This window comes from Ramlibacter sp. bp-362, from assembly GCF_054956735.1.
The window spans coordinates 82,078-108,018 of sequence record NZ_JBUDXE010000008.1; the positions used below are offsets into that span (position 1 = coordinate 82,078).

A 25,941-nucleotide genomic window follows, 5' to 3' on the forward strand; every position below is an offset into this window, starting at 1 on the left:
GTGCGGGAGGCCCTTAAACTTCGGGGCGCTGGCATTGTGCCAGCCATGCAGTATCCACCCCGACAGGACATCTCGACCATGCGTTCCACGCGCCGCGTGCTTCTCGGCTCGCTTGCCTCCCTCGCCCTCGCTTCCAGCTCCGCCTTCGCGGCCACGCCGGAGTTCCCCTCGCGGCCGATCCGGCTGGTGATCCCGCAGGCGCCCGGTTCCGGCGCCGACGTCGTCGGCCGCATGCTGGCCGACTTCATGTCCAAGGACCTGAAGCAGTCGGTCGTCGTCGACAACAAGCCGGGCGCCAACGGCATCATCGCCTCGCAGATGGTGCAGCGCGAGGCGGCCGACGGCTACACGGTGCTGCTCACGAGCGTGTCGCTGGTGAGCTTCAACCAGTTCCTCTACAAGAACGTCCCCTACGACCCCCTGAAGGACTTCACCTTCGTGGCGCCCGTGTCGGACGCCGGATTCGTGTTCGTGGCCAGCAAGGCCAGCGGCATCACCTCCTGGGACGACTTCCTGAAGAAGGCCAAGGCCCAGCCCGAGGGCCTGACCTTCGCGAGCGCCGGCCTCGGCAACTCGACCCACCTGTACACCGAGATGATCGCGCTGCGCAACGGCATCAAGCTGCGCCACATCCCGTACAAGAGCTCGGGCCCGGCGCTGATGGCCGTGGTCTCGGGTGAGGCGGACGTGATGACCGTGACCACCGCCACCGGCCTGGCGCAGATCAAGGGCGGCAAGGTCGTCGGCCTCGCGCAGTCGGGCAACGCGCGCTCGCCGCAACTGCCGGACCTGCCGCTGCTGAAGGAACTGACGCCCGACGTGCCCGCGCTGCCCGGCTGGTACGCGCTGGTCGGCCCGGCGAAGATGGATCCCAAGGTCACGCAGAAGCTGGCGGCCTCGGTCAATCACTTCCTTGCCGACCCGGTGATGAAGCAGAAGCTGATCGACCAGTTCCTGTTCCCGATTCCCGGCACGCCCGCCGACATCCAGAAGCGCGCGGAGAACGAAGCGCGCATCTGGGGCGGCCTGATCCGCGACCTGAAGATCCAGATCGACTGATCGCGTGATCTGCTCCCTCTCCCGCTCGCGGGAGAGGGCGGGGGTGAGGGTCGTGCCGGCGCGCGGTGCCCTCACCCCGACCCTACCCAGAGGGAGAGGGAGGAAAACGGGAGCTGCCGTTCAGGCCACTACCGCGCCGACAGCGGCAACCCGAACAGCCGGTCGAACGCCAGGTTGAACAGGAAGTTGTAGGCGAGGAAGAAGGCGATCATCGCCAGGTTGAGCACCAGCGCTTCCACGAGGCCCACGCCCAGCACCCACGCGAACAGCGGCACCAGCATCACGACCAGTCCCGCCTCGAAGCCGAGCGCGTGCATCGCCCGGCGCAGCACGCTGCGGCCCTTGCGCGCCTGCCGCGACTCCCAGGCCTCGAACAGGGTGTTGTAGACGAAGTTCCAGGACATCGCGACCACCGAGGCGCCGACCGCCGCCGCCCCGGCGAACACCAGCGGGCTGTCCGACAGCAGCTTCAGCAGCGTGCTGGAGAGCGCGATGGCGATGATCTCGAAGGAAACGACGTAGACGATCTTGCGTTTGAGGCCTTGCACGCGGCGGGGCTCCTGGTGTCCGATGGGCGAAGCCGCGGATTCTAGGATGCGCGGGCTTCAGAGCATGGCGAGGGGCCGCGGCCCGTCCGGCGGCGCGAACAGCCCATCGAGCTCGCGCAGGTCCGCCGCGGACAGCGGGTGCGCCAGCGCGGCCGCGTTGTCCCGCAGCCGTTCGGGGCTGCCGGTCTTGGGGATCGCGATCACGCCCTCCTGCGCGAGCAGCCAGGCGATGGCCACCTGCGCCGGCGTCATGCCGCGCTCGCGCGCGAAGGCGAGCAGCGGGCGCTTGCGCAGCAATCGCCCCTGGTCGAAAGGCGAATAGGCCATCACGGGCAGGCCCTGCGCGCGCATCCAGGGCTGCAGGTCCCATTCGATGCCGCGTTCGCCGAGGTTGTAGAGGACCTGGTTGACCTGCGCGGCGCGCCCGCCGGGCGTGCGCCACAGCGCCTGCATCGCTTCCGCGTCGAAGTTGCTCACGCCCCAGTGCCGGATCTTGCCCGCGCGCTGCAAGGCCTCGAAGGCCTCCACCGTCTCGTCCAGCGGCACCGCGCCGGGCCAGTGCAGGAGGTACAGGTCGATGGTCTCCACGCCCAGGCGCCGCAGGCTCGCCTCGCAGGAGCGGGGCATCGCGCGGCGCGACGCGTTGTGCGGATAGACCTTGCTGACCAGGAAGACCTGGTCGCGCCGGCCGGCGATGGCCTCGCCGACCAGTTGCTCCGAGCGGCCGTCGCCGTACATCTCCGCCGTGTCGATCAGCGTCAGCCCGAGGTCGATGCCGCGCTGCAGGCTCGTGCGTTCCGCGTCGCGCGTGCGCGGGTCGTCGCCGAGGTTCCAGGTGCCCTGTCCGAGCGCTGCGACCCGTTCGCCGCAAGGGAGGATGCGTTGCATGCGCGGAGTATGCGTCTTACCATCGGCCGGGAGACCATCGAGCGAAGGCATCCCCCCGCATGGAAGAATTCCTGAGTCCCTCCTTCTGGGCCGCGGTCGGCCAGATCATCGTCATCGACATCCTGCTGGGCGGGGACAACGCCGTTGTCATCGCGCTGGCCTGCCGCGGGCTGCCGCCGAAGCGGCGCACGCTGGGCATCGTCTACGGCACGGCCGGGGCGATCGCGCTGCGCGTGATCCTGATCGCCTTCGCGCTGGCCCTGCTGGCCATTCCCTACCTGAAGCTCGTCGGCGGCCTGCTGCTCGTCTGGATCGGGGTCAAGCTGCTCGCGCCGCCGGAGGACGAGGGCCATGGCGACATCCAGTCCAGCGACAAGCTCTGGGGCGCGGTCAAGACGATCATCGTCGCCGACCTCGTGATGAGCGTCGACAACGTGCTCGCCATCGCCGGGGCGGCCGATACGGCAGGCGCGCACCAGGTGCCGCTGGTGATCTTCGGCCTGCTGGTCAGCATCCCCATCATCGTGGCGGGCAGCCAGCTGGTGCTGAAGCTGATGGACCGCTTCCCGATCATCATCACGCTCGGCGCGATGCTGCTCGGCTGGGTGGCCGGCCACATGATCTTCACCGACCCGGGACTCCAGGCCTACCTGCCTTCCGGCAAGCCCTGGGAGTACGGGGCCGGCGCGGCCGGCGCCCTGCTGGTGCTGGTGCTCGGCAAGCTGCGCGCGCTGCGCATGCTGGCCAAGGCCGCGGCGCCCCAACTGCCCCGGCACGAAACGGAGGGCTGACGGGCGCGGCCGCGCGGATCAGTCCACGATCCCGCGCTGCCTCAGCGCTTCGATCTGCTGCGCCGTGAGGCCGATCTCGCGCAGGACCGCATCGGTGTCCTGGCCCAGCGCGGGCGCGTTGCGGCGATGCCCGCCCGGCGTGCGCGACAGCTTGGGCACGATGCCCGGCACGGCCACCGTGCTGCCGTCGTCCATGCGCACCTGCTGCAGCATGCCTCGCGCCTGGTAGTGCGGGTCGGCGGCGATGTCCGCGATCGTGTAGATCTTCCCTGCCGGCACCGAGGCCCCGGCCAGCGCCGACAGCACCTCGTCCACCGAACGTTGTGCCGTCCACGCGCCGATGGCGGCATCGAGTTCGGCCACGCGGGCGACGCGGCCGGCGTTGTCGGCCAGCGCGGGATCGTTCGCGAGGTCGTCGCGCCCGATCAGCGTCATGAGGCGGCGGAAGATGCTGTCGCCGTTGCCCGCGACCAGCGCATAGCCGCCGTCCTTGCACAGGTAGGCGTTCGTCGGCGCGATGCCGGGCAGGGCGCTGCCCGCGGGGCCGCGCACCGCGCCGAAGGCGCTGTATTCCGGCAGCAGGCTTTCCATGCAGTTGAACACCGCCTCGTACAGCGCGACGTCGATCACCTGCCCCTGCCCCGTCGCATGGCGATGGTGCAGCGCCAGCAGGATGCCGATCACGCCGTGCAGCGCCGCCAGCGTGTCGCCGATGCTCACGCCCACGCGCACCGGCACGCGTCCCGGTTCGGCCGTGAGGTGGCGCAGCCCGCCCATCGCCTCGGCCACCACGCCGAAGCCGGGCCGGTCGCGATAAGGCCCGGTCTGGCCGTAGCCGCTGATGCGCAGCATGATGAGGCGCGGGTTTGCGGCGAGCAGCGCGTCGGGGCCGAGGCCCCAGCCCTCCATCGCGCCGGGGCGGAAGTTCTCGACCAGCACGTCGGCCTCGGCGGCGAGCTGGCGCACGATGGCCTGGCCTTCGGCCTCGCGCAGGTCCAGCGCCAGCGAGCGCTTGTTGCGCGACTGGACCTGCCACCACACCGAGGTGCCGTCCTTCAGCAGGCGCCACTTGCGCAGGGGATCGCCCGTGCCGGGCGGTTCGATCTTGAGCACGTCGGCGCCGAAGTCGGCGAGCGTCTTCGCCGCGAAGGGGCCGGCGATCAGCTGGCCGAGTTCCACGACTTTCAGGCCGGCGAGCGGGCCGGTGTTCGGGGTGCTTGCACTTTCCATGCGCGGAGTGTGGTGCGGCGCCACACCCCTGTCCACCGGATCGCCCCGGTCGCGCGCAGCTGGGTTACAGTGGATGCTCTGCCGAACCCCTGGTCGGGAGAGACCCGCGGCCCACCGCCGCGGGCGCCGAAGGAGCAACCGCCCCGGAAACTCTCAGGCAAAAGGACCGACCAGGCGCAAGAACTCTGAAGAGTTGCCGGAATCGTCAGCCGGCACACCGCAGGAGCAAGCGCAGCCCGCCGCGGCCGCGTGAATCTCTCAGGTACCAAACAGAGGGGGCGCGCGCCGCGCATGGGGCCCGGCGCGCTTCCACCCCCGACGTCTGGAGCCTGATTCCATGAAATCGATCGCCATCATCGGCGGCGGCATCACGGGCGTGACCACCGCCTATGCCCTCGCGCGCCGCGGCTTTGCCGTCACGCTGTTCGAGAAGAACCGCTATCCCGCCATGGAGACCTCGTTCGCCAACGGCGGACAGCTGTCCGCCTCGAACGCGGAGGTATGGACGCACTGGTCCACCCTGGCCAAGGGACTGAAGTGGATGCTGCGCAGCGACGCGCCGCTGCTGGTGAACCCGCGCCCCACCTGGCACAAGCTGTCGTGGTTCGCCGAGTTCATCGCGAGCATCCCGCACTACCGGCGCAACACGATCGCGACGGCCCGCCTCGCGGTCGCGGCGCGCGAGCACCTGTTCGCGTGGGCCGAGGCCGAGGGCGTGGACTTCGACCTGGAGAAGAAGGGCATCCTGCACATCTACCGCGACAAGGCGGGCTTCGACCACGCGGGCGAGGTGTCGAAGCTGCTGGCCGAAGGCGGCCTGCCGCGCCGCGCCGTCACGCCCTCCGAGATGCGCGCCATCGAGCCGACCCTTGCGGGTGACTACTACGGCGGCTACTTCACCGAGAGCGATTCCACCGGCGACATCCACAAGTTCACCGTCGGCATGGCCGCCGCGATCGAGCGGCTGGGCGTGCGCTGCGAATACGGCGCGCAGATCGCGTCGGTCCGCAGCGACGGCACGCGCGCGACGGTGATGCTCGCTCGCGATGGGGAAGCCGAGATGCGGGAGTTCGACGCGCTGGTGGTCTGCGCCGGCATCGCCAGCCGCAAGCTCGCCGCCCAGCTGGGCGACCGGGTGAACATCTATCCCGTCAAGGGCTACTCGATCACGGTGAACCTGCTCGACGCGCAGAGCCAGGCGGCCGCGCCGACGGTGAGCCTGCTGGACGACGAGACCAAGCTCGTGACCAGCCGGCTCGGCGCGGACCGCTTCCGCGTCGCCGGCACGGCCGAATTCAACGGCGCCAACAAGGACATCCGCGCCGACCGCATCAAGCCGCTGGTGGACTGGGTCAACGCCTGCTTTCCCGGCGTGAGCACGCGCCAGGTCGTGCCCTGGGCCGGCCTGCGGCCGATGCTGCCGGACATGATGCCGCGGGTGGGGCGCGGCAAGCGGGCGAACGTGTTCTACAACACGGGCCATGGGCACCTGGGGTGGACCTTGTCGGCCGTGACGGCGGACATGGTCGGCGGGATCATCCAGGAGGCGATGCCGCAGGGGCGGGCGGCCGTGGCGGGGCAGTTGCGTCCGGCCTGACGGCTCCGCTGCCGCCCCGGCCGGGGCATCGGCTTGGATGATAAGTATGCATACGATATCATCCGCCCATCCCCGCCACCGGCCAGAAAGCGAGCAGCGCAGCCATGCAATTCCACCTGAACGGCTTCAAGCCCGGCGACCCGCGCGTCGCCGAGGCATCCGCGGACGCCCTGCAGCACGGAGATGCCGTGCCGGCGCAGGTGGACGTGCTCATCGTCGGCTGCGGCCCGGCCGGCCTGACGCTCGCGGCGCAGCTCGCCGCCTTTCCCGACATCCGCACCTGCATCGTGGAGCAGAAGGAGGGTCCGCTGCAGCTCGGCCAGGCCGACGGGATCGCCTGCCGCACCATGGAGATGTTCCAGGCCTTCGGCTTCGCCGAGCGGGTGCTGCAGGAGGCCTGCTGGATCAACGAGGTCACCTTCTGGAAGCCGGACGAGAAGCAGCCGGGCGGCATCGTCCGCCACGGCCGCGTGCAGGACACGGAGGACGGCCTCTCGGAATTCCCGCACGTGGTGCTGAACCAGGCCCGCGTGCACGACTTCTACCTCGACGTCATGCGCAACGCGCCGACCCGCCTGGAGCCGCACTACGCGCGCCGGCTGCTGGACGTGCGCGTGGATGAAAGCGCCAGCGATTTCCCGGTGACCGTGACGCTGGAGCGCACCGATCCCGCGCACGCGGGGCAGGTCGAAACGCTCCGGGCCCGCTACGTCGTTGGCTGCGACGGCGCGCGCAGCGCGGTGCGCAAGTCGATCGGCCGGCAGCTGGTGGGCGACTCGGCCAACCAGGCCTGGGGCGTGATGGACGTGCTGGCCGTGACGGACTTCCCGGACATCCGCTACAAGTCCGCCGTGCAGTCGGTGCACGGCAACCTTCTCGTCATCCCGCGCGAGGGCGGCTACCTGGTGCGCCTGTACGTGGAGATGGACAAGCTGGGCGAGGAGGAGCGCGTGGCGAACCGCGGCATCACGCTGGAGCACCTCGTCGCCACGGCGCAGCGCATCCTGCATCCCTACACGCTGGAAGTGAAGGAAGTGCCCTGGTGGTCGGTCTACGAGATCGGCCAGCGCATCTGCGACAAGTACGACGACGTGCCGGCGCCGCAGGCGGGCGCGCGGCAGCCGCGCGTGTTCATCGCCGGCGACGCCTGCCACACGCACAGCCCGAAAGCGGGGCAGGGCATGAACTTCTCCATGCAGGACAGCTTCAACCTCGGCTGGAAGCTCGCGGCCGTGCTGCGCGGCCAGGCGGCGCCCGCGCTGCTGCACACGTATTCCGAGGAGCGCCAGCCCGCGGCCCAGGCGCTGATCGACTTCGACCGCGAGTGGGCCAAGATGTTCAGCGACCGGCCGAAGCAGGCGGACGGCAGCGAAGCCGAAGGCGTGGACCCGAAGGAGTTCCAGCGCTACTTCGAGCAGCACGGGCGCTTCACGGCGGGCATGGGCACGCACTATCCGCCTTCGCTGATCACGGGCGAGGCGACGCACCAGCACCTGGCCAAGGGCTTCGTGATCGGCACGCGCTTCCACTCCGCGCCGGTGGTGCGCATCACCGACGCGAAGCCGGTGCAGCTGGGACACGCGGGAGAGGCGGACGGCCGCTGGCGCCTGTACGCCTTCGCCGGCGCGAGGGACCACGTGGAAACGGAGCGCGGCCTGCGCGCGCTGTGCCGCTTCCTGGAGAATTCGCCCGATTCGCCGGTGCGCAAGTACACGGCTTCCGGCCGGGATCCCGACGCGGTGTTCGACCTGCGCGCGATCTTCCAGCCATCCCACCGCGATCTCGCCATCGAGGGCATGCCGGCCCTGCTGCTGCCGCGCAAGGGCCGCCACGGGCTGCGCGACTACGAGAAGGTGTTCTCGCCCGACCTGAAGAACGGGCCGGACATCTTCGATGCGCGCGGCATCGATCGCGCGCAGGGCGCGCTGGTCGTGGTGCGGCCGGACCAGTACATCGCGCACGTGCTGCCGCTGGATGCGCACGCGGAACTGGCGGCGTTCTTCGGGCGCTTCCTGCTGCCGCAGCAAGGCTGAGGCGGCGTCGCTTCAGGACAGCACGGACGGCCCTTCGCTGCGGACCATGTTCCAGAAGGCCCGCCCCGCGGGCGACAGGCGCCTCTCGTCCAGGCACGCCAGCGCCACGCGGCGCGCCGTGCGCGGCGTGAGCGGCAGGAACACCAGCCCCGCGCGCTTCTCGGGCACGGCGAGCGAGGCGAGCACCGAGACGCCGTTGCCGCGCGCGACGAACTCCAGGATGGAGATCACCTGCGAGAGTTCGTGCGCCACGTTGGGCCGCACGTCCGCGCGCTCGAACATGCGCAGCACCATGTCCTGCGAGCCGGCCTGCGTGAGCACCAGCGGATAGCGGGCGAGCTCCCGCACAGCCACCGTCTTGCCGCCCGCCAGCGGATGGCCCTGCGGCGGGACGGCCACCAGTTCGTCGGTGGCCAGGGCCAGCGTGTCCAGGTTCGGCTGCGGCAGCCGCACGACGCCGATGTCGACGCGCCGGCCGATCAGGTCCTGCTCGATCTCGGCGTCCGCCCGCTCGGTGACGTGCATCTCGACGCCCGGATACTTCTTGCGGAAGCGGTCGAGCAGCGGCGGCAGCAGGCGCAGCGAGGTGCTGGTGCCGATCGAGCCGATGCGCAGCCGCCCCGTCTGCAGCCCGCGCGAGGCGGAGGCCAGCGCGCGCACCTGCTGCAGCGAGGCGAAGACGTCGCGCGCGGCCGGCAGCGCGAGCTCGCCCGCGTGCGTGAGCATCACGCCGGGCGCGAGGCGGTCCACCACCTCGACGCCGAGCGCGCGTTCCAGCGCCCGCAGCGCATGGCTCGTGGCCGAGGCGCTCATGCCGACGCGTGCGCCCGCCGCCGCGATGCTGGTCGCGCCGGGCAGCGCCAGCAGGAGCTCGAGTTGCCGCAGCGTGGGCAGGTCCGGTTCGGTACGCATTGAAATCGGATTCAATTGAATGGGAGGCGGCTTGAATCCTAAACTGTCCCCCATGCAAGCCACCACCCGCTCCATTGCCCTCCAGCCCGGCGAGGCCCTGGCGCCCGACCGGCACGCGTCGACGCGGCTGTTCGTGACTGAGGGCGAGGTGCTGGTCCAGGCCCCCGCGCAATGGCTGGCCGAGGCGGTGGTCGTGAGTGCGCCCCGCCGGATCGTGGCGCCGGCGGCGATCGCCTGCAAGGACATCGCCGCGCTCACGGCGATCGGCGCCGTCAAGTTGCACATCGAGGAACCCGTCGGCTTGCTGGAACGATGGGGCGCCGCGTGGAAGGCCTGGCGCCCGGTGGGCGCGGGCGGCCCGCTGCTCTCGCGCGAGTAGTCGCGCCAGCATCGCGGCGGCGATGCAACTCGACCGTACGCGCCGCCACGGACGCCTGCCGCGTGTGGCATATTGAGCCGATGGACCGGCCGCTCTCGCCCGCGGAATACCGCCTGCTCGTGGAGCATGCGCCGGTGATGGTCTGGCGCTCGGGGCTGGACGCCAGGTGCGACTACTTCAACGAGACCTGGCTCGCCTTCACCGGGCGGAGCATGGCGCAGGAGATGGGCGACGGGTGGGCCGAAGGCGTGCACCCGGACGACCTGCAGCGCTGCGTCGCGCACTACCTGGACCACTTCCAGCGCCGCCAGCCCTTCGAGATGGAATACCGCCTGCGCCGCCATGACGGCGCGTTCCGGTGGATCTTCGACCGCGGCGTGCCGTGCGTGGACGACGAGGGCGCGTTCGTCGGCTTCGTCGGCAGCTGCGTGGACGTGGACGAGCGGCGGCGCGCGCAGGACGCGCAGCAGCAGCACACGCGCGAGCAGCTGGAGCTCGCCCGCGATTTCGAGAAGTGGATCCTGGCCATCGTGAGCCACGACATCCGGGATCCGCTGAACAGCATCCAGCTCGCCGCGCATGTGCTGGCCCGCACGCCCGACGCCGGCGCCGGCGCGAAGAAGCAGGCCGAAGTGGTCACGCGCGCCGTCGGGCGCATCCAGCACATCGTCGGCGACCTGCTGGATCTCGCGCGCGAGCGCGAAGGCACCGGCATTTCCGTGGACCCCGCGCCCACGGACCTGCGCGCGCTGTGCCAGAACATCGTGGAGGAAGTGCGCGGCATCGCGAAGGGGCGCGAGATCACGTTCGATTGCGAGGCCGACGGCCGCGGCGCATGGGACGAGCACCGCATCCTGCAGGCGATCTCCAACCTCACGTCCAACGCGGTGCAGCACGGCGAGCCCGGCTCGCCGGTGCGGCTGCGCCTCACGGGCGACGCCGAGCGCGTCACCGTGGAAGTGCACAACCAGGGCAGCATCCCCGGCGAGGTCATGCCGCGCATCTTCGAACCCTTCCGTTCGGGCCGGCACCACGGCCGCCGCGGCGAAGGCCTGGGGCTCGGGCTCTTCATCGCCAAGGCGATCGCGCTCGCCCACGGTGGCGGCCTGGAGGTCGACTCCTCGCCGGGCGGCACGACCTTCCGCTTGGTCCTGCCGCGGCAGCCGGGCCCCGCGCAGCTCGCGGCCTGAGCTCCCCAGTCGCGGCCCCCGGGCCGCGCCGCATCGGCGAAACTCGGCTTCTCTTTCGCCGGACCACCCCATGCGACTCGCCTTTTCCCTTGCCTGCGCACTGCTCCTCGCGGGCTGCGCCTCCGCCCCGCGGAACCCGTCCGCGCTCCCCGACGTGGCCGGCGAGCCGGCCCCTGTGGCGATGGCGTGTCCCAAGGAGGTGCCTGCCGCGACGCGCTGCCTCCAAGGCCGCGACGCCGCCGGCGCCTTCTACGTCGTGGCGATGCCCGCGGCGTGGAACGGCACGCTGGTGCTGCACGCGCATGGCGGCCCGGCGTTGGGCGCGCCCACGCTGGCGCGCAGCGTCGCCGACCTCGAACGCTGGGCCGTCGTCGTGAAGGCCGGCTATGCATGGGCCGGTTCCAGCTTCCACCAGGGCGGCGTGGCCGTGCACGCGGCGGCGGAGGACACCGAGCGCCTGCGCCGCATCTTCCTGCGCCACGTGGCGCAGCCGAAGTTCACCGTCCTGCACGGGCAGTCCTGGGGGGCGTCCGTCGCGGCGGTCGGCGCTTCGGTGTACACGGACGACGGCCAGGGCCGGCGGCCCTACGACGCCGTGCTGCTGTCCAGCGGCGTGCTCGCGGGCGGCACGCGCGCCTATGACTTCCGGCTCGACCTGCGCGTGATCTACCAAGCCTTGTGCGGCAACCATCCGCGCGCGGAGGAAGCGCCGTACCCGCTGTGGATGGGCCTGCCGGAAGGCGCGAAGCTCACGCGCGCCGAGCTGCGGCAGCGCGTCGACGCGTGCCTGGGGCTCGACAAGCCGGCGGCGCAGCGCACGGCGGAGCAGCAGTACAAGGTGGAGACGATCACCCGCGTGCTGAAGATTCCCGCCGCGTCCATCCCGGGCCACCTGGCCTGGGGCACCTGGCACTTCCAGGACATCGCGCAGCGCATGGGCGGGCGCAACGTGTTCGGCAACGTCGGCGCGCGCTACCGCGGCTCGGCCGACGACGCGGGGCTCAACGCCGTGGTGGGCCGCTACGCCGCGGACCCCGCCGCCGTGGCGCGCTTCGGCGCCGACACCGACCCCGACGGGCGCATCCCGGTGCCGGTGCTCACGGTGCACGCGATCGACGACCCGACGGCCTTCGTGGAGATGGAACACACCTTCCGCGAAACGATGGCGCGCGCCGGAACCGCGGACCACCTCGTGCAGGTCTTCACGTCCGATCGCGTGCACAGCTACCTGAGCGATGCGACCTATGTGACGCTGCTGGAGGCGCTCACGCAGTGGGCACGGAGCGGCGCGAAGCCCACGGCCGAAGGCATCGCGCAGCGCTGCCAAGCCTTCGAGACGACCTACGGCGCGGGCTGCCGCTTCCGCCCCGAATACCAGCCGCAGCCGCTGGCGACGCGCGTCACGCCGCGCGATTGAGGCGCGGCCCACGGAGACCATGGCCGAGGACCGCACGTCCGAGCTCGCCCGGGCCAAGCGCAGGGCGCTGCTCCTGCTGCTGGGTGCCGCAGCGCTGTTCCTCCTCACGCTCGTGCTGCCGCCGGACGCGTGGACGCTGGGCCTGCGCGCCTGCACGGAGGCGGCGCTCGTCGGCGGGCTGGCCGACTGGTTCGCCGTGTCGGCGCTGTTCCGCCGCATCCCGACCGGCGTGCCCTACTTCACGCGCCACACCGACGTGCTCGCGCGCAACAAGGACCGCATCGCCATCAACCTCGCGTCCTTCATCGAGGAGAAGTTCCTCGACGCGGAGTCGCTGGCCACGCTCATTCGCCAGAACGACCCCGCCGCGCGCGCGGCGCACTGGCTCGCGCAGGCCGGCAACCAGGGCAGGCTGGCGGACCACGTCGTCGTCACGGTGGCCGCGGCGCTGCGGCTCGTGGACGAAGACCACGTGCGCCAGGCGATCCGCGATGCCGCGCAGACGGCCGTCGGCAAGGTGGACCTGTCCGGCACCGCGGCTGGCGTGCTGCGGACGCTCACGGACCAGGGCCGGCACCAGGAACTGCTGGATCGCATGCTCGCGCACCTGCTCAAGCTGGTGGAGAGCGAGGCGGGACGCGAAGCGATCGCGCAGGGCATCGTCGACTGGATCCGCTCCGACCACCCCATGCGCGCGAAGATCCTGCCCACCGAATGGCTGGGCGACAACGCCGCGGCGCTCGCCGCGCGCGCGGTGCGCCGCCTGCTGGAACAGGTGCGTGCGAACCGCGCGCACGAACTGCGCACCGGCTTCGATGCCGCGGTCGCGGCGCTCGTGCTGCGGCTGGAGGCCGACCCCGTCATGCGCGGCAAGGGCGAGGAGATCAAGCGCTACCTGCTGGAGGACGAGGCCTTCGGCGCCTATCTCGACGGCCTGTGGGGATCGCTGCGCACGTGGATGGCGGCCGACCTGCAGCGGCCCGACTCGGTGCTCCACGCCAGGATCCGCGAGGCGAGCGGGTGGCTCGGCGAACGGCTCGCGCAGGACCCCGCCCTGCGCGCGGAGCTCGACGCGCACCTCGAGGACGCCGCGCGCGGCGCCGCGCCGGAATTCGCGCGCTTCCTGACCACCCACATCCGCGACACCGTCCAGCGCTGGGACGCGCGCGACATGGCTCGAGAGGTGGAGCACAGCATCGGCCGCGACCTGCAGACGATCCGCATCAGCGGCACCTTCGTGGGCGGCGCGATCGGGTTGGGGCTGTACCTGGTGTCGCTGCTTGCTTCGCAGGTGGGCGGCTGAGCACCGGCGAATCCCTAGAATGATCCGACCGCCGCCTTCGGCGCAGAGAACGGCAGTGACTGCATCCGCACCTCCTTCCGAAAACGCCATGCCGCTGCCGCTCGCCGGCATCCGCGTGATGGAACTGACGCACATGATCATGGGGCCCTCGTGCGGGCTGCTGCTGGCCGACCTGGGCGCCGAGGTGATCAAGGTGGAGCCGCCCGGCAAGTCCGCCGACCGGCCGGGCGACCCGACGCGCTACCTGGTGAGCTCGGGCGCCGGCTTCTTCGCGGCCTGCAACCGCAACAAGAAGAGCGTCATCCTCGACCTGGAAAGCGAGGAGGGCCGCGCCGCCGCGCTTCGCCTGGCCGAAACCGCCGACGTGCTGATCGAGAACTTCCGTCCCGGCGCGCTCGCCGGCAAGGGGCTGGACTACGAATCGCTGCGCGCGCGCAACCCGCGGCTCGTCTACTGCTCCCTCAAGGGCTTCCTCGCGGGCCCCTACGAACACCGCACCGCGCTGGACGAGGTGGTGCAGATGATGAGCGGGCTGGCCACCATGACCGGCCCCGTCGGCCGCCCCTTGCGCGCCGGCGCGCCGGTCAACGACATGATGGGCGGCATGTTCGGTGCCGTCGCCATCATGGCGGCGCTGCGCCAGCGCGACGCCACGGGCCGCGGCCAGCACGTGCAGAGCGGCCTGTTCGAGAACGCCGCGTGGCTGGTGTCCACGCACATGCTGCAGCACGCGGTGACCGGGGTGCAGCCCGTGCCGATGTCCGCCGGCAAGCGGGCCTGGGGCGTCTACGACGTCTTCCAGACGAGCGACGGCATCGCCATCTTCATCGGCGTGGTGACGGAACGCCAGTGGGAGATCTTCACCGCCGCATTGGGCGAACCGGAATTGCAGGTGGAGGCGTACCGGACCAACAAGCTGCGCGCGCAGGCGCGCGAAACGCTGATCCCGCTGGTGGCGCGGCTGCTGTCGCGGCACACCTTCGCCGAACTGGAGCAGTTGTGCGAGCAGGCGGGCCTGCCTTTCGCGCGCATCGCCCACCCGTCCGACCTGTTCGAGGACCCGCACCTGAACAGCGGCGGCGGCATGATCCCGATCACGCTGCAGGACGGCCGCAAGACGGCGGTCCCCGCGCTGCCCATCGCCTTCGACGGCGAGCGGCTGGGCCTGCGCCTGGACCTCCCTGCGCCGGGCGAGCACACCGAGGAAGTGCTGAGCGAGCTCTCCGCGCCTAGCCCTCCAACACCGGCGCCCGCCGATGCCGCGTCGCCTGCTCGTACGCGTACGCGTAGCCCAGGATCTTCCCGTCGTCGTACGGCCGGCCCATGATCGCGAGGCCCATCGGCAGGCCCAGCGTGCCGAAGCCCATGGGAACCACGATCATGGGGAAGCCCTCCGACCCGTAGCCGGCGATGGAATTCGGCGCCACCTTTCCCGGCGCCGCGACGAAGGCCGGGTCCTTCTGCTCCTCGATGGGCGTGACGATGGGTTCCGCGAACATCGGCTGGTAGGGCATGACGATCGCGTCGACGCCGTTGCGGTCGAACAGGGCGCGCTTCTCGCGCGTGAGCAGGGGCAGCGTCTCCTGGACCATCCGCTGGTAGGCGGGCTCGGCCGAGGAATGCGCGAGCGCTTCCTTCAGCACCAGGATGGCCTGCGAGGGCCGCGCCCGCTCGGGCGGGAAAGCCGATGCCGCGATTTCCGTCTCGTACAGGCGGACCCATTCCTCCACCGTCTTCGGCACGCCCGGCGCGAGCTTCGCCAGGTAGGCTTCGAACACCTCGCGGAACGGATACATCAGGACCGGCATCACGTCGCGCAGCGCGTTCTGCACGTACCGCTCGAAGAACTGCGGATCGAAGCGCACGTCGACGACGTCGGCGCCGAGCCCACGCATCTTCGCCACGGCCGCCTCCGCGAGCGCATCGATCTCCGGGTCGCCGCCGAAGAAATCGCGGCCGACGCCGATGCGGGCGCCTTCCAGCACGTCGTTCGCGAGGAAGCGCGTGAAGTCCCCATAGCCGCCGCCGTCCTTCGCCGGATGCCGCTCGAAAGTGCGCAGGGACAAGGCGTCGGCGGGGTCGGGTCCCGCGATCGCATTCAGCAGCAGCGCGGCGTCCCTGACGGTGCGCGCCATCGGCCCGGCCGTGTCGATGCCGACCTTGCGCGGCACCAGCCCGCCCGCGCTGACCAGCCCGGTGGTGGGGCGCAGCCCCACGATGTTCGTGAGCGCGGCCGGCGTGCGCACGGAAGTGAGCGTGTCTTCTCCCACCGCCACGAGCGTGAGGTTTGCGGCGACGGCGACGCCGCTGCCGCTGCTCGATCCGCCCGGCACCCGCCGCGGGTCGTAGGGATTGCGAGGGATGCCCACGATCGTGCTGTAGCTGGACCCGGACAGGTCGCCCAGCGTGTTCTTGCCGAGGATGATGGCGCCGGCCTGCTTCAGCCGGACGACGAGGAAGGCGTCCTTCTCCGGGACCGAGTCGCGCAGCAGCGCCGATCCGGCGGTCGTCGGGATGCCCGCGGTCTCGATGCTGTCCTTCAGCGTGACGGGCACGCCATGCAGCGGCCGCAAGCGGCCGGTCGCGCGGAATTCCGAGTCGAGCGCCTCCGCCTCCTGCAGCGCCGACGGGTTGAGGTTGATGAAGGCGTTGAGCCGGGGCCCCTGCTCCGAATACGCGGCGATGCGCGCGAGGTAGGCGGCCACCAGCTGCCTGCAGGTGAGCGAGCCTGCGCGGAAGGCCGCGTGCACGCCGGCGATCGTCGCTTCCTCGATCGCGCCGTGCACGCCGGCGGAAGACGGCGCGGACACTAGCGGGAAGCCTTCGCGATCTCCGAGCGCAGCTCCGACAGCACCTTCGCCGGATCGGCCAGGCCCCTGGCCTTCGCGCGCTCGACCCACTTCGCCTCCAGCGGCGCGATGCGCGCCTTGATCTGGCCGACCAAGTTGGCATCCGCCCTGGTGATCTGCACGCCGTTGGCCTGCATCAGCGCCATGCCGCGCCGGTCGGCCTTGTCCCATTCGCGGCCGAACAGGCGGGCGGCCGTTTCGCCGGAGACGGCGTCGACGGCCTTCTTCTCTTCCGGCGTCAGCTTGTCGTAGCGCGCCTTGTTCATGACGAAGACGAAGCTCGTGTTGTACAGGCCGCCGGGGATCGCGGTCGCGCACTTGACCAGCTTGTCGATCTTGAAGGGCTCCACCGCGTCCGCGGGGAACAGGGTGCCGTCCATGACGCCGCCCGACAGCAGCTCGTAGGTGTCGGTCGCCGGCTTGAGCGTGCCGTTCATGCCCAGCGCGTTGGCGATGTCGTTGACGAGGCCGCCGCCGATGCGCCACTTGAGGCCTTCGAGGTCCTCGAGCCGCGTCACCGGGCGTTTCGTGTTGAGCAGCATGCCGGGCGCGTCGGTGAACCAGGCGAGCACGTGGACGTCGCGCAGCTCCTGCGCGAACGCCGGGTGGCGGGACGCGACGCGCTGGTAGGCGACCGACATGGCCTCGGCCGAGTCGCCCAGGAAGGGGAACTCCGCCACCTGCGGCAGCACGAAGCGGCCGGGGGTGTAGCCCGGCACGGCGAAGGACACGTCGGCCAGTCCCGACTTGATCGCATCGTAGGTGCCGGGCGGGTTGGCGACGGCGCGCGGCAGGATGTTGCAGCGCATCTTGCCCGCCGTGTTCTTCTGCAGCAGGTCGCACCACTGGTGCGTGGCGATGCTCAGGGGAACCGAGGCAGGCACCCAGATGGAAACGGTCAGGACGGTCTGCGCCTGGGCCGGCAGCGTGGCGGCCAGCAGCGCGGCTGCGGCGAACAGGGGACGGGCGATGCGGGGCACGGGAATCCTCCTCGGGGCGTGGAGACGCGGGTCGCGTCGCGGCCATGCTAGTTCCGCCGCGCAGCGCCGATAAATGAACTTTCTGCGCGGACTGATAGGGTTTCCTTATCTGCCCGCAGGGCCGGCCGGTCCCTCAGCCCTCCAGCCCGCGCAACGCGTCGCGGATCGCCTGCTCCGCAGCGGCGATGCTGTCCTTCAGCGAGAACTGGAAGTAGCTGCGGTAGTAGTTCCACGTGCTCGCCGACAGCATGTGGCGGATGTTCGCGGCGGCGTAGGCGCGCTCGCGCTCGCTGCGCCGGGGCGCCCAGGCATCGAGCAGCCGGCGGATCGCGTCCCAGCGCTCCCGGGCGACGGTCTGGCGGATGCGGTCGAACAGCTCCGAATGCAGCGCCGCCTGCGTGAGCCGCGCATGCGCCTCGTAGGCCCGGTACAGCGCCTGCGGCGCCGCGGCCAGCGCCTCGACGGAGTCCGGCAGCGGCGGCAGTTCCAGCCGCAGCGCCACCTCCATGGCCAGCGCGTCGAGCAGTTCGTCGCGGGAGGCGAAGTGGCGGAAGATCGTGCGCTCGGCCACGCCGGCGCGGCGGGCGATGGCGCGCATCGTGAGGTCGGCCGGGCTGCCCGAGGAAAGATGCTCGACCATGGCGTCGAGCAGGACGCGCCGGGTCATGGCGTACTGCCGGTCCTTCAGGCTCTGCGGCGCCGATGGGGCCGCGCTCGTCGGAATCCTGCTTGCCATGGGGGCTGTCATGGTGTCATAGTGTATGACATCACCAGGCATCTTCCCAAGGAGGTCCCATGGACAGGCAGCAGATGGTGGTCAGGTCGGGCGAGGGCGAAGCCCTCCGGGTCATGGGCGCAGGCGTGAAGTTCCTGTGCACGGCGGACCGCACGGACCGGCAGTGGTCCCTCATGGAGGTGGAACTCCCCGAAGGCGCGGGGCCGCCGCCCCACGCGCACCCCTGGGACGAGGCCTACTACGTGGTCGCCGGCGAGGTCGCGTTCTCGCTCTCGGGCGCCGAGCAGCGCGTGGGCGCGGGCGACTTCGTCTACGCGCCCGCGGGCACGCTGCACGGGTTCAGCGGGGCGTCGCAGTCACCGGCGCGCATGATCATCTTCGATGCGCCCGCCCACGCGGAGTCGTTCTTCCGTGAGGTGGACCGCGAAGTGAAGGGACCGGCCGACCTGCCCAAGGTGCCGGTCATCGGGCAGCGGCACCAGATCGCGTTCCAGGCGCCGTAGTCCCCCGGCTTCTTCGCGAGAATGCGGCGAGGGAGGAGCACGCATGAGCGAAGAACTGGAGTACGTCGGCTTCTGGCCCCGGGTGGTGGCGAGCCTCATTGACATCCTGTTGCAGGTCATCATCACCGCGCCGCTGACGATCGCGGTGTACGGCTACTACATGTCGCCCGACGACAACCTGTACCAGGGCCCGGCCGACGTATTGATCAACGTCGTCTTTCCGGCCGTGGCGGTGATCGCCTTCTGGGTCTGGAAGGGCGCGACGCCCGGCAAGATGGCCATGTCGGCAAAGGTGGTCGATGCCAGGACCGGCGGCGCCGTGGGGCCGGGCAAGGCCTTGCTGCGCTACGTGGGCTACATCCTTTCCACGCTGCCGTTCTGCGTCGGCTTCCTGTGGATCGCGCTCGATCGCAAGAAGCAGGGCTGGCACGACAAGATCGCCGGCACGGTGGTGATCCGCCCCGCCGGCAACGAGCGCGTCCAGTTCGTTCGCCAGGAGCCGGTGTTCCGGGCGACGCAGCCCTTCTGAGCACGATGCGCGCGGGCGTCGCGAGCGTCCTTCGGTCCGGCTGGGCGCTGGGCCTCGTCCTGTCGCTGCTCGCCGGCTGTTCCACGACATCCGATCGCGCCGGCCCGGACACCGACGCGGCGGGGGCTTCGTCGCGCGCGGAACTCGGCCGCGGCAAGGCGTCGTGGTACGGCCCGGGCTTCCAGGGCAGGCGCACCGCGAGCGGCGAGCGCTTCGACATGAACGCCTTCACCGCCGCGCACCGGACGCTCGCCTTCGGCACCCGCGTCCTCGTGCGCAACACGAGCAACGGCCGCGAGGTGGTCGTGCGCATCACCGACCGTGGCCCGCACGTGCGCGACCGCATCATCGACGTGAGCCAGGCCGCGGCCGCCGCGCTGGGCATGCTGGCGGACGGGGTAGCGCCCGTCGTCCTGATCGGGCTTTGAGCGCCGCCTCCGCGCGCCTCAGGTTTCCCCGGGATCGCGAAGCCACTTTTCGAGCAGCACCCCGTCCACGCCGTCGCTGTAGCGGCCGCGGCGGATCGCGATCTCGTGGTAGCCCAGCTCGTTGTAGAAGTTGCGTGCCGGCACGTTGTCGAGCCTCGCCTCGAGGCGGATGCGCCGCGCTCCCGCGACGCGCGCGGACCCTTCGAGCCAGCGCACCAGTGCGCTGCCGATGCCGCGCCGCTGGTGCGTGTCGCGCACGGCCAGCAGGGCGAGGTAGGCGTCCTCTTCCAGGTATTCCATGATGCCGAAGCCGACGAGGACGCCGTCCATGCGGACGACAGCCACGTTGGTGTCGGCGTTGCCGATCGCCCGGCGAACCCGGCCCGGGCGCCAGTTCCAGGGCAGGCCCCGCTCGATGAGGTCGCGCGACAGCGCCGCGATGTCCTCGGCGTCCGCGGGTTCGGCGAGGCGGACCGGTGGATCCACCGTCATGCCTCAGGCCCGCAGCGCCGCGATGAAGTTGCCGACCACCGGCGTGGATTCGCCGGAGCGCGTGACGCAGTGGAGCACGGCGCGCGCGGCCGGACCGCCGCCGCGCAGCGGCCGGTAGGCGACGCCGCCGGCGCGCAGCACCTGCGCCGACGCCGGCACGATGGCGGCGCCCATGCCGGCCTCCACCAGCGCGAGCAGCGTCGGCAGCACGCTCTCCATCACGACCCGCGGCCGCACGCCGGCAGCGCCGAAGATGGACTCGAGCACCGCGCGGAAGTAGGGCGACTGCGCCGCGGAGAACCCCACCAGCGGCAGGCCGTCCAGCCGGCGCACGTCGACCGACTTGAATGCCTGCAAGGGATGGTTCCGGGGCAGGGCCAGCACCATCGCTTCCTCCTGCACGGGCTGCGTGTCCAGGTCGCTGCCGCCGTCCAGCGCGCCGAGGCGCAGCAGCGCCACGTCGATGCGGCGCATGCGCAGGTCTTCCAGGAGCTCGACCGAGACACGCTCGCTCAGCTCGAGCGAACTCGCGGGCCAGGCGGCCGTGAAGCGCGCGAGCACCTCCGGCAGCACGCGATAGGCCGAACTGCTGGTGAACCCCAGCCGCAGGTGCCCGGTGTCCCCGCGCGCCGCGCGGCGGATCGCCTCCTCCGCGTCGCCGGCCGCGCGCAGCAGCGCCCCGGCCCGCGCGAGCAGCACTTCACCGGCCGGCGTGAGGCGCACCGAGCGCGTCGTGCGCGTGAAGAGCTGCGTGCCGAGCGCGGCTTCGAGCTGCCGGATGCGCTGGCTCAGCGGCGGCTGCGTCATGCGCAGGCGCTCGGCCGCGCTGCCGAAGTGCAGTTCCTCGGCGACGGCGACGAAGTAGCGCAGCAAGTCCAGGGGCAGGGCCATTGAGGCATTTTGGCACTGGATCCGGACGAAAAAGATATTGGACGTATCAATACCCCCTTCCTACGATGCCCCCGTCTGCAGCGGACCTCCGTCCGCTGGATCGTTCTGGAGCCTCGCCCATGACTTGCAGGAACCGCTGGCGCGCGCTGGTCGCCGCCGCCCTTTCGCCGCTGCTGCTGTGGCCCGCCGCCGGCTGGTCGCAGGCCGGCAGCTATCCGGCCAGGCCGGTCACGATGGTGGTGCCCTTCGGGCCCGGCAGCCTGACGGACACGCTGGCGCGCGTCGTCGGCCAGCGCCTGTCGCCCGTGCTGGGCCAACCGGTCGTGGTGGAGAACAAGCCGGGCGCCGGCGGCAACATCGGTGCCGCGCAGGTCGCTGCCGCGCCCAAGGACGGCTACACGCTGCTGGTGGGCCCCGCGAGCACCAACGCGATCAATCCCAGCCTGTACGACAACCTGCGCTTCGACCCGCAGCGCGACTTCACGGGCATCACCAACCTGGCCAGCGTGGCCAACGTGCTGGTGGTGCACTCGAGCGTGCCGGCCCGCAGCGTGAAGGAACTCGTCGCGCTCCTGGACAAGAAGAAGCTGAACTACGGCTCGGGCGGCGCGGGCGGCAGCCAGCACCTCTCGGCGGAACTGTTCAAGTCCATCACGGGCAAGGACATGGTGCACGTCGCCTACAAGGGCATGAACGCCGCGCTGCAGGACCTGCTGGCCGGCCGCGTCGAGGTCATGTTCTGCAACCTGCCGGTGTGCCTGCCGCACATCCGCTCCGGCAAGCTCGTGCCGCTGGCCGTGACCAGCCCCAGCCGCTCCGCGCTGCTGCCCGAGGTGCCGACGATGCAGGAAGCAGGCATCGCCAACTACGTGGTGGAAGGCTGGTTCGGCCTGTTCGCGCCCACGGGCACGCCGCCCGCCGTCGTCGATCGGCTGAACCGCGAAGTCGTGAAGATCCTCAAGGATCCCGCCGTCGCCGCGCAGCTGCGGGGCCTCGGCGCCGAACCCGATCCGCAGGCGCCGAAGGCGTTCACCGACTTCGTCGCCGGCGAGCGGACCCGCTGGGCCAAGGTGATTCGCGACGCGCACATCACGCTGGAGTGAGTCCTCGATGACGGCAAGCCAGCCCCGCGAGTGGACCGCGGTCGAACAGGTGCGCGCGATGGAGGAAGGGCGGCTCACCAGCGAGGCGCTGGTGCGCTCCTGCCTCGAGCGCATCGAGGCGCGCGACGGTGACGTGCGCGCCTTCGCGGCGCTCGACCCGGCCGCCGCGCTGCAGGCCGCGCGCGCGGCCGATGCCGCTCCGCGCCGCCGGCTGCTGCAGGGGCTGCCGTTCGCGGCCAAGGACCTGCTCGACACCGCCTCGCTGCCCACCGCCTACGGCTCGCCCATCTATGCGGGGCACCGTCCCGCGGCCGACGCGGCCTGCGTCGCGCAGGCGGGCGAGCAGGGGGCGGTCCTCCTGGGCAAGGCGGCCACCAGCGAATTCGGAACGCAGACGCCGGCGGCCACGCGCAATCCCCTCGATCTCTCGCGCACGCCCGGCGGGTCGTCCAGCGGTTCGGCGGCCGCCGTGGCCGATCGCATGGTGCCCGTCGCCTTCGGCACGCAGACGACGGGCTCGATCATCCGGCCCGCCGCCTACTGCGGCGTCGTCGGCTACAAGCCCACGCAAGGCCTGATCAGCTGCGCCGGCATGAAGGCGCTGAGCCCCTTGCACGACACGGTGGGCCTGCTGGCGCGCAACGTCGCGGACGCCGCCTTCTTCGCCTTCGCTCTTGCCGGCCGTCCGCTGCCCGCCATGGAAGGCGGGCGCGCGAAGATCGCCGTGTGCACGTCGGCGCAATGGGCGCATGCTTCCGCTGACATGGTGGACGCAGTCGAACGCACGGCGGCTGCCATGGAGCGCGCGGGCATGCAGGTGCAGCGCGTCGCGCTGCCGCCGGAGCTGGAAGCGCTGGCCGAGGCGCAGCCGCGCATCGTGGCCTTCGAGGCGCGCCGCGCGCTGGGGCACGAGCGCCTGCATTTCGCCGACGCGTTGAGCCCGCGGCTGACGGCGCGCCTGGCCGGCGGCGTGGAGGTTTCGTGGGAGGAATACGTCGGCTTGCGGCGCGCGGCCGAACACGCGCGGCAGAGCTTCGCCGCGCTGTACCGCGAACACGACGCGCTGCTCTACCCGGCCGCCGACGGCGAAGCGGAAACGGGCCTCCAGGATTCGGGCTCCCCGCGCTTCGGCGCGCTGTGGACCTTGCTGCACCTGCCTTGCGTGTGCTTTCCCGCGGGACGCGGGCGGGCCGGGCTGCCGCTGGGCGTGCAGCTGGTCGGGCACTTCGGCGAAGACGCGAAGCTGCTGATGCTGGCGCATGCGGCGAGCCAGGCGGTGAGAGGTTGAGCCTGGAGGGCCACCGGCGCTCACCCCGTGGCGAGCGCCGCCCATTGCTGCAGCAGCAGCGTCTCGATGTCATGCACCTCGCGGACCGTCGCGCGCGCGATCGCCTTCCGGTAGGGCGGCATGTTGGTGCACTCCAGGACGATGTCGGTCACGCCGGGATGGCGTCGCACCAGCTCCCGTGCCGCTGAAACCACGTCCGCTTCGGCCTGCCGCAGGTCCATCGTCTCTTCGTCCGTGAGGATGCGCCGATGGAATTCGCTGCCAGGCGCCACGCCTTGCACCGGCGTGTCGGGAGGCACGCCAGCGCCCTGCAGGACCGCGGGATCGAGCGAGGCGGCATCGATGGTCAGGATGCCTGGGCTTGCGAAACGCCTCGCCTGAAGCAGGCTGGAAGTGATCACCGGAATCGACACGGCCCTCGCGAGCAAAGGCTGCCAGGCAGCGAGGAAGCCGCAACTGGTGGAGAGCAGCGCCGCGCCTTCGCGCTCGAGTTGCCGGGCCGCGTCCACGAAGGGCTGCAGCAGTTGAGGATCCCTCTCCCGCACGATCCGCTGCGGCGAGGCGCCGCGGACCGTCGCGAAGCGCACGGGAATGCCGGCACGCGTGAAGGTCTCCGCGTTGCCGACGTCGCCGACCGGGCGCGGAAAGCGCGTGTCGAGCATCAGGATGCCGAGGAAAGCGTCGGGGCCGGCCACGCCTGCATTCTCCGCTTTCGCGGCATGATGCCGGGACCATGCGACTGCGCTACCTGGACTTCGACACCAGCGAGGAAGACTCGGGCCGCTGCAGCTTCGACGCGATGGCCTGCGTCGCGCCGCAGCGCCTGCCCGAACTGCTGGAGGAGATCTCGGCCGTGCTGCGCTGGGCCGGCGACGCCTTCGGCCCGGCCGGCGCGCTGCAGGACGAGGGCGACTGGGACTACGCCCTGCACGCGACCGCGGAGCCGGACACGTCGCTGGACGTCGCATTCGACGGCAGCGCGGTCGTGCTCGGGGCGCCAGGGGCATCGCTCACGACCGTGACCCTCACGCTGAGCGGCTCACCCGCGTTCTGCGCCGCCTTCCGCGCGGCCTTCGAAGCGGCGGACTGACGCGTCGGACACGAGCCGCTGCACCACGAGGGACATCAGCCCGGACAGGACCAGTCCGAACAGCGCGGGTGCGAAGCGAGCGGGGATCATGCGGTGGCCTCCAGCGCCTCCGCGCGTTGCGCGCCGCAGTCCATCCGCCGCAGCGCCCGCGCGAAGTTCTCCCCGAACATCCGCGCCGTCTTGACGTCGCCGGGCGCGAAGGCGTCGGCCGGCGCGGAATGGCCGGCCTGGGCCATCAGGCCCGACCAGGAGTTCAGCCGGTTGGCCGCTTCCTCGTAGGGCACGCCGCGATGCTGCTCGGGCAGGATGGGATTGCCGATCCAGACCATCCCGTGCTGCATCGCGAAGACGAACATGGACAGCAGCGTGGACTGCTTGTCGCCGGCGGGCAGCGACGACACCGTGAACCCGGCGGCCAGCCTGCCTTTCAACGCCTGCGCCGCCCAGAGGCCGCCGGTCGCATCCATGAAGGACTTGAACGGGCCCGAGACGCCGCCAAGGTAGGTGGGCGAACCCAGCACGATGCCGTCGTAGGCGAGCAGCGCGCGGGGATCGCGCGCGACTTCCTCGGCGCGCAGGACATGGACTTCGACGCCCGCGACGCGGCGGGCGCCGTCGGCGACGTGCTGCGCGATGTGCGCGGTGTGGCCGTGGCCGCTGTGATGGACGAGGGCGAGTTTCTTCATTGCATGCTTTCGATGAGGACGGCGGCCAGGTAAAGGCCCAGGCCGAAGACGGTGTGGTTGGCGAGGCTGCGCAGGCGGTTGCGCCCGGGCGCCGGCGTGCGCGAGGAGGCGATGCCCGCGCCCATGGCCGGCTGCATCAGGAACCAGGGCGCGACGACGCTGCCGATGCCGACGGCGAGCGCCGGCAGCAGGCTGGGCTGGCGCAGCCATGCCGTGCCGTACAAGGCCACCAGCACGGCCGCGAACACGATGCCGGTCGCGTAGTGCGTCGCCCAGCCCCAGGCGAGTTCTCCGCGCACCGCGGGCGCCTTCGCAATCGCCTCGTGCCGCCACCGCCCGCGCACGCCGTGCACGACCCAGCGGCCGATGAAGGCGAAGTCGAGCGTGGGCACCTTCAGCCGTTGCAGCAGCAACAGCCAGGCGTCCATGAAGAGGGTGGCGCCCATGCCGATGAGCACGGTGCGCGCCGCGGGTTCCGCGAGTGGGTTCATGAGTTCACCTCGTTGACGTTGGAAAGCGATGCGGGCAGGATAGGAATTCAAGTCGACTTGAAGTCAAGGGGTTCCCGCATGGACATCGCCGAAGTCGCGAAGCGCTCGGGGCTGCCGGCCTCGACGCTGCGCTTCTACGAGGAGAAGGGGCTCATCGCCTCCGTGGGCCGCGACGGCCTGCGGCGACGCTTCGCGCCCGGCGTGCTGGAGCAGCTGGCCCTGATCGCGCTGGGCCGCGCGGCCGGTTTCTCGCTGGACGAGATCGGCGCGATGTTCTCGCCCCAGGGCCGGCCGAGCATCGACCGCGGCATGCTCGCGGCGAAGGCGCGCGAGATCGACGGAACCATCCGCCGCCTGAAGGCCATGAGCGAAGGCCTCAAGCACGCGGCCGTGTGCCCGGAGCCCAGCCACGCGGAGTGCCCGAGCTTCCAGCGGCTGCTGCGCGCAGCGGCCTCGGGGACGCTCGCGCCGCCCGAGCCGCGCACGCCGCCTGCGCGTCGGCGTTCGCGCGCGTGACGGGCGGCCTGC

At 71.2% G+C, this 25,941-nt stretch carries 28 protein-coding genes and 1 riboswitch; of the genes, 16 read left to right on the plus strand and 12 right to left on the minus strand.

The annotated features are described in order from the left end of the window. Nucleotides 1-78 precede the first annotated feature (78 nt). Entirely contained in the window at nt 79-1,059 is a 981-nt protein-coding gene (locus tag ACY0MJ_RS13075) for a Bug family tripartite tricarboxylate transporter substrate binding protein (protein WP_462638904.1), read from the plus strand. A 128-nt stretch (nt 1,060-1,187) separates the two neighbouring features. On the opposite strand, the gene ACY0MJ_RS13080 is transcribed toward ACY0MJ_RS13075, so the two are convergent. Both ACY0MJ_RS13080 and ACY0MJ_RS13085 read right to left on the minus strand, forming a co-directional pair. Then, nucleotides 1,188-1,607, minus strand: coding sequence for a PACE efflux transporter (locus tag ACY0MJ_RS13080; protein ID WP_462638905.1), 420 nt, complete (start codon nt 1,605-1,607; stop codon nt 1,188-1,190). A 57-nt stretch (nt 1,608-1,664) separates the two neighbouring features. Next, nucleotides 1,665-2,495, minus strand: coding sequence for an aldo/keto reductase (locus ACY0MJ_RS13085; RefSeq protein ID WP_462638906.1), 831 nt, complete (start codon nt 2,493-2,495; stop codon nt 1,665-1,667). 59 nt (nt 2,496-2,554) lie between these two features. On the opposite strand from ACY0MJ_RS13085, the gene ACY0MJ_RS13090 reads away from it, so the two are divergent. Beyond that, the gene (locus ACY0MJ_RS13090; protein WP_462638907.1) at nt 2,555-3,286 is read left to right on the plus strand and encodes a TerC family protein; all 732 of its coding nucleotides are present in this window, start codon (nt 2,555-2,557) and stop codon (nt 3,284-3,286) included. An 18-nt stretch (nt 3,287-3,304) separates the two neighbouring features. Here ACY0MJ_RS13090 and ACY0MJ_RS13095 read toward each other — a convergent pair whose 3' ends face one another. Then, nucleotides 3,305-4,516: a CaiB/BaiF CoA transferase family protein gene (locus ACY0MJ_RS13095; protein WP_462638908.1), complete on the minus strand. Its 1,212-nt coding sequence runs from the start codon at nt 4,514-4,516 to the stop codon at nt 3,305-3,307. Between the two features lie 84 nt (nt 4,517-4,600). Then, a riboswitch (glycine riboswitch) is annotated at nt 4,601-4,695 on the plus strand. 158 nt (nt 4,696-4,853) lie between these two features. On the opposite strand from ACY0MJ_RS13095, the gene ACY0MJ_RS13100 reads away from it, so the two are divergent. Both ACY0MJ_RS13100 and ACY0MJ_RS13105 read left to right on the plus strand, forming a co-directional pair. Further along, complete coding sequence (locus tag ACY0MJ_RS13100; RefSeq protein ID WP_462638909.1) at nt 4,854-6,113, plus strand: D-amino acid dehydrogenase; 1,260 nt, start codon at nt 4,854-4,856, stop codon at nt 6,111-6,113. Nucleotides 6,114-6,217: 104 nt separating this feature from the next. Beyond that, on the plus strand, nt 6,218-8,146 hold the full coding sequence (locus tag ACY0MJ_RS13105; RefSeq protein ID WP_462638910.1) for an FAD-binding monooxygenase: 1,929 nt from the start codon (nt 6,218-6,220) through the stop codon (nt 8,144-8,146). Between the two features lie 12 nt (nt 8,147-8,158). Here ACY0MJ_RS13105 and ACY0MJ_RS13110 read toward each other — a convergent pair whose 3' ends face one another. Further along, entirely contained in the window at nt 8,159-9,058 is a 900-nt protein-coding gene (locus ACY0MJ_RS13110) for a LysR family transcriptional regulator (RefSeq protein WP_462638911.1), read from the minus strand. Nucleotides 9,059-9,110: 52 nt separating this feature from the next. Here ACY0MJ_RS13110 and ACY0MJ_RS13115 point away from each other — a divergent pair, with 52 nt between their 5' ends. From ACY0MJ_RS13115 to ACY0MJ_RS13135, 5 genes are all read left to right on the plus strand, one after another. Continuing rightward, entirely contained in the window at nt 9,111-9,437 is a 327-nt protein-coding gene (locus ACY0MJ_RS13115; RefSeq protein ID WP_462638912.1) for a hypothetical protein, read from the plus strand. Between the two features lie 80 nt (nt 9,438-9,517). Beyond that, on the plus strand, nt 9,518-10,627 hold the full coding sequence (locus ACY0MJ_RS13120; protein WP_462638913.1) for a PAS domain-containing sensor histidine kinase: 1,110 nt from the start codon (nt 9,518-9,520) through the stop codon (nt 10,625-10,627). A gap of 70 nt (nt 10,628-10,697) precedes the next feature. Beyond that, nucleotides 10,698-12,044, plus strand: coding sequence for a hypothetical protein (locus ACY0MJ_RS13125; RefSeq protein ID WP_462638914.1), 1,347 nt, complete (start codon nt 10,698-10,700; stop codon nt 12,042-12,044). A 19-nt stretch (nt 12,045-12,063) separates the two neighbouring features. After that, nucleotides 12,064-13,347, plus strand: a complete 1,284-nt coding sequence (locus ACY0MJ_RS13130; RefSeq protein ID WP_462638915.1) for a DUF445 domain-containing protein — start codon at nt 12,064-12,066, stop codon at nt 13,345-13,347. 88 nt (nt 13,348-13,435) lie between these two features. Next, nucleotides 13,436-14,674 carry a CaiB/BaiF CoA transferase family protein gene (locus tag ACY0MJ_RS13135; RefSeq protein ID WP_462638916.1) on the plus strand — a complete coding sequence of 413 codons (1,239 nt, stop codon included), beginning with the start codon at nt 13,436-13,438 and terminating at the stop codon, nt 14,672-14,674. Here ACY0MJ_RS13135 and ACY0MJ_RS13140 read toward each other — a convergent pair. From ACY0MJ_RS13140 to ACY0MJ_RS13150, 3 genes are all read right to left on the minus strand, one after another. Beyond that, complete coding sequence (locus tag ACY0MJ_RS13140) at nt 14,577-16,157, minus strand: amidase family protein (RefSeq protein WP_462638917.1); 1,581 nt, start codon at nt 16,155-16,157, stop codon at nt 14,577-14,579. The two genes, ACY0MJ_RS13135 and ACY0MJ_RS13140, sit on opposite strands and share 98 nt — an antisense overlap. Then, a complete protein-coding gene (locus tag ACY0MJ_RS13145; RefSeq protein ID WP_462638918.1) occupies nt 16,157-17,176 on the minus strand; it encodes a TRAP transporter substrate-binding protein in 1,020 nt (339 codons plus the stop codon). The genes ACY0MJ_RS13140 and ACY0MJ_RS13145 overlap by 1 nt, the downstream gene beginning before the upstream one ends. Nucleotides 17,177-17,309: 133 nt before the next feature. Then, nucleotides 17,310-17,912, minus strand: a complete 603-nt coding sequence (locus ACY0MJ_RS13150; RefSeq protein ID WP_462638919.1) for a TetR/AcrR family transcriptional regulator — start codon at nt 17,910-17,912, stop codon at nt 17,310-17,312. Nucleotides 17,913-17,971: 59 nt separating this feature from the next. Here ACY0MJ_RS13150 and ACY0MJ_RS13155 point away from each other — a divergent pair, with 59 nt between their 5' ends. Genes ACY0MJ_RS13155 through ACY0MJ_RS13165 form a run of 3 tightly spaced genes read left to right on the plus strand, consistent with a single transcriptional unit; the run spans nt 17,972 to nt 19,372 of the window. Beyond that, nucleotides 17,972-18,415 (plus strand): cupin domain-containing protein, encoded by a 444-nt coding sequence (locus ACY0MJ_RS13155; protein ID WP_462638920.1) that lies wholly within the window; start codon nt 17,972-17,974, stop codon nt 18,413-18,415. Nucleotides 18,416-18,458: 43 nt separating this feature from the next. After that, nucleotides 18,459-18,944, plus strand: coding sequence for an RDD family protein (locus ACY0MJ_RS13160; protein ID WP_462638921.1), 486 nt, complete (start codon nt 18,459-18,461; stop codon nt 18,942-18,944). 5 nt (nt 18,945-18,949) lie between these two features. Further along, nucleotides 18,950-19,372, plus strand: a complete 423-nt coding sequence (locus ACY0MJ_RS13165) for a septal ring lytic transglycosylase RlpA family protein (RefSeq protein WP_462638922.1) — start codon at nt 18,950-18,952, stop codon at nt 19,370-19,372. An 18-nt stretch (nt 19,373-19,390) separates the two neighbouring features. Here ACY0MJ_RS13165 and ACY0MJ_RS13170 read toward each other — a convergent pair whose 3' ends face one another. Together ACY0MJ_RS13170 and ACY0MJ_RS13175 are read right to left on the minus strand one after the other, a co-directional pair. Further along, on the minus strand, nt 19,391-19,864 hold the full coding sequence (locus tag ACY0MJ_RS13170; RefSeq protein ID WP_462638923.1) for a GNAT family N-acetyltransferase: 474 nt from the start codon (nt 19,862-19,864) through the stop codon (nt 19,391-19,393). A 3-nt stretch (nt 19,865-19,867) separates the two neighbouring features. Continuing rightward, nucleotides 19,868-20,755: a LysR substrate-binding domain-containing protein gene (locus tag ACY0MJ_RS13175; protein ID WP_462638924.1), complete on the minus strand. Its 888-nt coding sequence runs from the start codon at nt 20,753-20,755 to the stop codon at nt 19,868-19,870. A gap of 119 nt (nt 20,756-20,874) precedes the next feature. Here ACY0MJ_RS13175 and ACY0MJ_RS13180 point away from each other — a divergent pair, with 119 nt between their 5' ends. Together ACY0MJ_RS13180 and ACY0MJ_RS13185 are read left to right on the plus strand one after the other, a co-directional pair. After that, complete coding sequence (locus ACY0MJ_RS13180; protein WP_462638925.1) at nt 20,875-21,858, plus strand: Bug family tripartite tricarboxylate transporter substrate binding protein; 984 nt, start codon at nt 20,875-20,877, stop codon at nt 21,856-21,858. Between the two features lie 7 nt (nt 21,859-21,865). After that, nucleotides 21,866-23,146 (plus strand): amidase, encoded by a 1,281-nt coding sequence (locus tag ACY0MJ_RS13185; protein ID WP_462638926.1) that lies wholly within the window; start codon nt 21,866-21,868, stop codon nt 23,144-23,146. Nucleotides 23,147-23,166: 20 nt separating this feature from the next. Here ACY0MJ_RS13185 and ACY0MJ_RS13190 read toward each other — a convergent pair whose 3' ends face one another. Beyond that, nucleotides 23,167-23,841, minus strand: a complete 675-nt coding sequence (locus ACY0MJ_RS13190; RefSeq protein WP_462638927.1) for an aspartate/glutamate racemase family protein — start codon at nt 23,839-23,841, stop codon at nt 23,167-23,169. Between the two features lie 38 nt (nt 23,842-23,879). Between ACY0MJ_RS13190 and ACY0MJ_RS13195 the strand changes: the two genes are divergently transcribed. Then, the gene (locus tag ACY0MJ_RS13195) at nt 23,880-24,236 is read left to right on the plus strand and encodes a hypothetical protein (RefSeq protein WP_462638928.1); all 357 of its coding nucleotides are present in this window, start codon (nt 23,880-23,882) and stop codon (nt 24,234-24,236) included. 86 nt (nt 24,237-24,322) lie between these two features. On the opposite strand, the gene ACY0MJ_RS13200 is transcribed toward ACY0MJ_RS13195, so the two are convergent. Beyond that, nucleotides 24,323-24,922 (minus strand): flavodoxin family protein, encoded by a 600-nt coding sequence (locus ACY0MJ_RS13200; protein WP_462638929.1) that lies wholly within the window; start codon nt 24,920-24,922, stop codon nt 24,323-24,325. Next, nucleotides 24,919-25,413: a DUF2938 domain-containing protein gene (locus ACY0MJ_RS13205; protein WP_462638930.1), complete on the minus strand. Its 495-nt coding sequence runs from the start codon at nt 25,411-25,413 to the stop codon at nt 24,919-24,921. The genes ACY0MJ_RS13200 and ACY0MJ_RS13205 overlap by 4 nt, the downstream gene beginning before the upstream one ends. A 78-nt stretch (nt 25,414-25,491) precedes the next feature. On the opposite strand from ACY0MJ_RS13205, the gene ACY0MJ_RS13210 reads away from it, so the two are divergent. Beyond that, nucleotides 25,492-25,929 (plus strand): helix-turn-helix domain-containing protein, encoded by a 438-nt coding sequence (locus ACY0MJ_RS13210; RefSeq protein WP_462638931.1) that lies wholly within the window; start codon nt 25,492-25,494, stop codon nt 25,927-25,929. Nucleotides 25,930-25,941: the final 12 nt, after the last annotated feature.

Excerpts from the sequence above, each read along its gene's own strand:
- ACY0MJ_RS13120 (WP_462638913.1), top strand. The coding sequence starts at position 9,518 with ATGGACCGGCCGCTCTCGCCCGCGGAATACCGCCTGCTCGTGGAGCAT.
- ACY0MJ_RS13170 (WP_462638923.1), bottom strand. The coding sequence starts at position 19,864 with ATGACGGTGGATCCACCGGTCCGCCTCGCCGAACCCGCGGACGCCGAG.
- ACY0MJ_RS13200 (WP_462638929.1), bottom strand. The coding sequence starts at position 24,922 with ATGAAGAAACTCGCCCTCGTCCATCACAGCGGCCACGGCCACACCGCG.
- ACY0MJ_RS13105 (WP_462638910.1), top strand. The coding sequence starts at position 6,218 with ATGCAATTCCACCTGAACGGCTTCAAGCCCGGCGACCCGCGCGTCGCC.
- ACY0MJ_RS13135 (WP_462638916.1), top strand. The coding sequence starts at position 13,436 with ATGCCGCTGCCGCTCGCCGGCATCCGCGTGATGGAACTGACGCACATG.
- ACY0MJ_RS13095 (WP_462638908.1), bottom strand. The coding sequence starts at position 4,516 with ATGGAAAGTGCAAGCACCCCGAACACCGGCCCGCTCGCCGGCCTGAAA.
- ACY0MJ_RS13115 (WP_462638912.1), top strand. The coding sequence starts at position 9,111 with ATGCAAGCCACCACCCGCTCCATTGCCCTCCAGCCCGGCGAGGCCCTG.
- ACY0MJ_RS13175 (WP_462638924.1), bottom strand. The coding sequence starts at position 20,755 with ATGGCCCTGCCCCTGGACTTGCTGCGCTACTTCGTCGCCGTCGCCGAG.
- ACY0MJ_RS13185 (WP_462638926.1), top strand. The coding sequence starts at position 21,866 with ATGACGGCAAGCCAGCCCCGCGAGTGGACCGCGGTCGAACAGGTGCGC.
- ACY0MJ_RS13160 (WP_462638921.1), top strand. The coding sequence starts at position 18,459 with ATGAGCGAAGAACTGGAGTACGTCGGCTTCTGGCCCCGGGTGGTGGCG.
- ACY0MJ_RS13090 (WP_462638907.1), top strand. The coding sequence starts at position 2,555 with ATGGAAGAATTCCTGAGTCCCTCCTTCTGGGCCGCGGTCGGCCAGATC.
- ACY0MJ_RS13110 (WP_462638911.1), bottom strand. The coding sequence starts at position 9,058 with ATGCGTACCGAACCGGACCTGCCCACGCTGCGGCAACTCGAGCTCCTG.
- ACY0MJ_RS13150 (WP_462638919.1), bottom strand. The coding sequence starts at position 17,912 with ATGGCAAGCAGGATTCCGACGAGCGCGGCCCCATCGGCGCCGCAGAGC.
- ACY0MJ_RS13100 (WP_462638909.1), top strand. The coding sequence starts at position 4,854 with ATGAAATCGATCGCCATCATCGGCGGCGGCATCACGGGCGTGACCACC.
- ACY0MJ_RS13130 (WP_462638915.1), top strand. The coding sequence starts at position 12,064 with ATGGCCGAGGACCGCACGTCCGAGCTCGCCCGGGCCAAGCGCAGGGCG.
- ACY0MJ_RS13085 (WP_462638906.1), bottom strand. The coding sequence starts at position 2,495 with ATGCAACGCATCCTCCCTTGCGGCGAACGGGTCGCAGCGCTCGGACAG.
- ACY0MJ_RS13075 (WP_462638904.1), top strand. The coding sequence starts at position 79 with ATGCGTTCCACGCGCCGCGTGCTTCTCGGCTCGCTTGCCTCCCTCGCC.
- ACY0MJ_RS13210 (WP_462638931.1), top strand. The coding sequence starts at position 25,492 with ATGGACATCGCCGAAGTCGCGAAGCGCTCGGGGCTGCCGGCCTCGACG.
- ACY0MJ_RS13180 (WP_462638925.1), top strand. The coding sequence starts at position 20,875 with ATGACTTGCAGGAACCGCTGGCGCGCGCTGGTCGCCGCCGCCCTTTCG.
- ACY0MJ_RS13165 (WP_462638922.1), top strand. The coding sequence starts at position 18,950 with ATGCGCGCGGGCGTCGCGAGCGTCCTTCGGTCCGGCTGGGCGCTGGGC.
- ACY0MJ_RS13125 (WP_462638914.1), top strand. The coding sequence starts at position 10,698 with ATGCGACTCGCCTTTTCCCTTGCCTGCGCACTGCTCCTCGCGGGCTGC.
- ACY0MJ_RS13195 (WP_462638928.1), top strand. The coding sequence starts at position 23,880 with ATGCGACTGCGCTACCTGGACTTCGACACCAGCGAGGAAGACTCGGGC.
- ACY0MJ_RS13205 (WP_462638930.1), bottom strand. The coding sequence starts at position 25,413 with ATGAACCCACTCGCGGAACCCGCGGCGCGCACCGTGCTCATCGGCATG.
- ACY0MJ_RS13155 (WP_462638920.1), top strand. The coding sequence starts at position 17,972 with ATGGACAGGCAGCAGATGGTGGTCAGGTCGGGCGAGGGCGAAGCCCTC.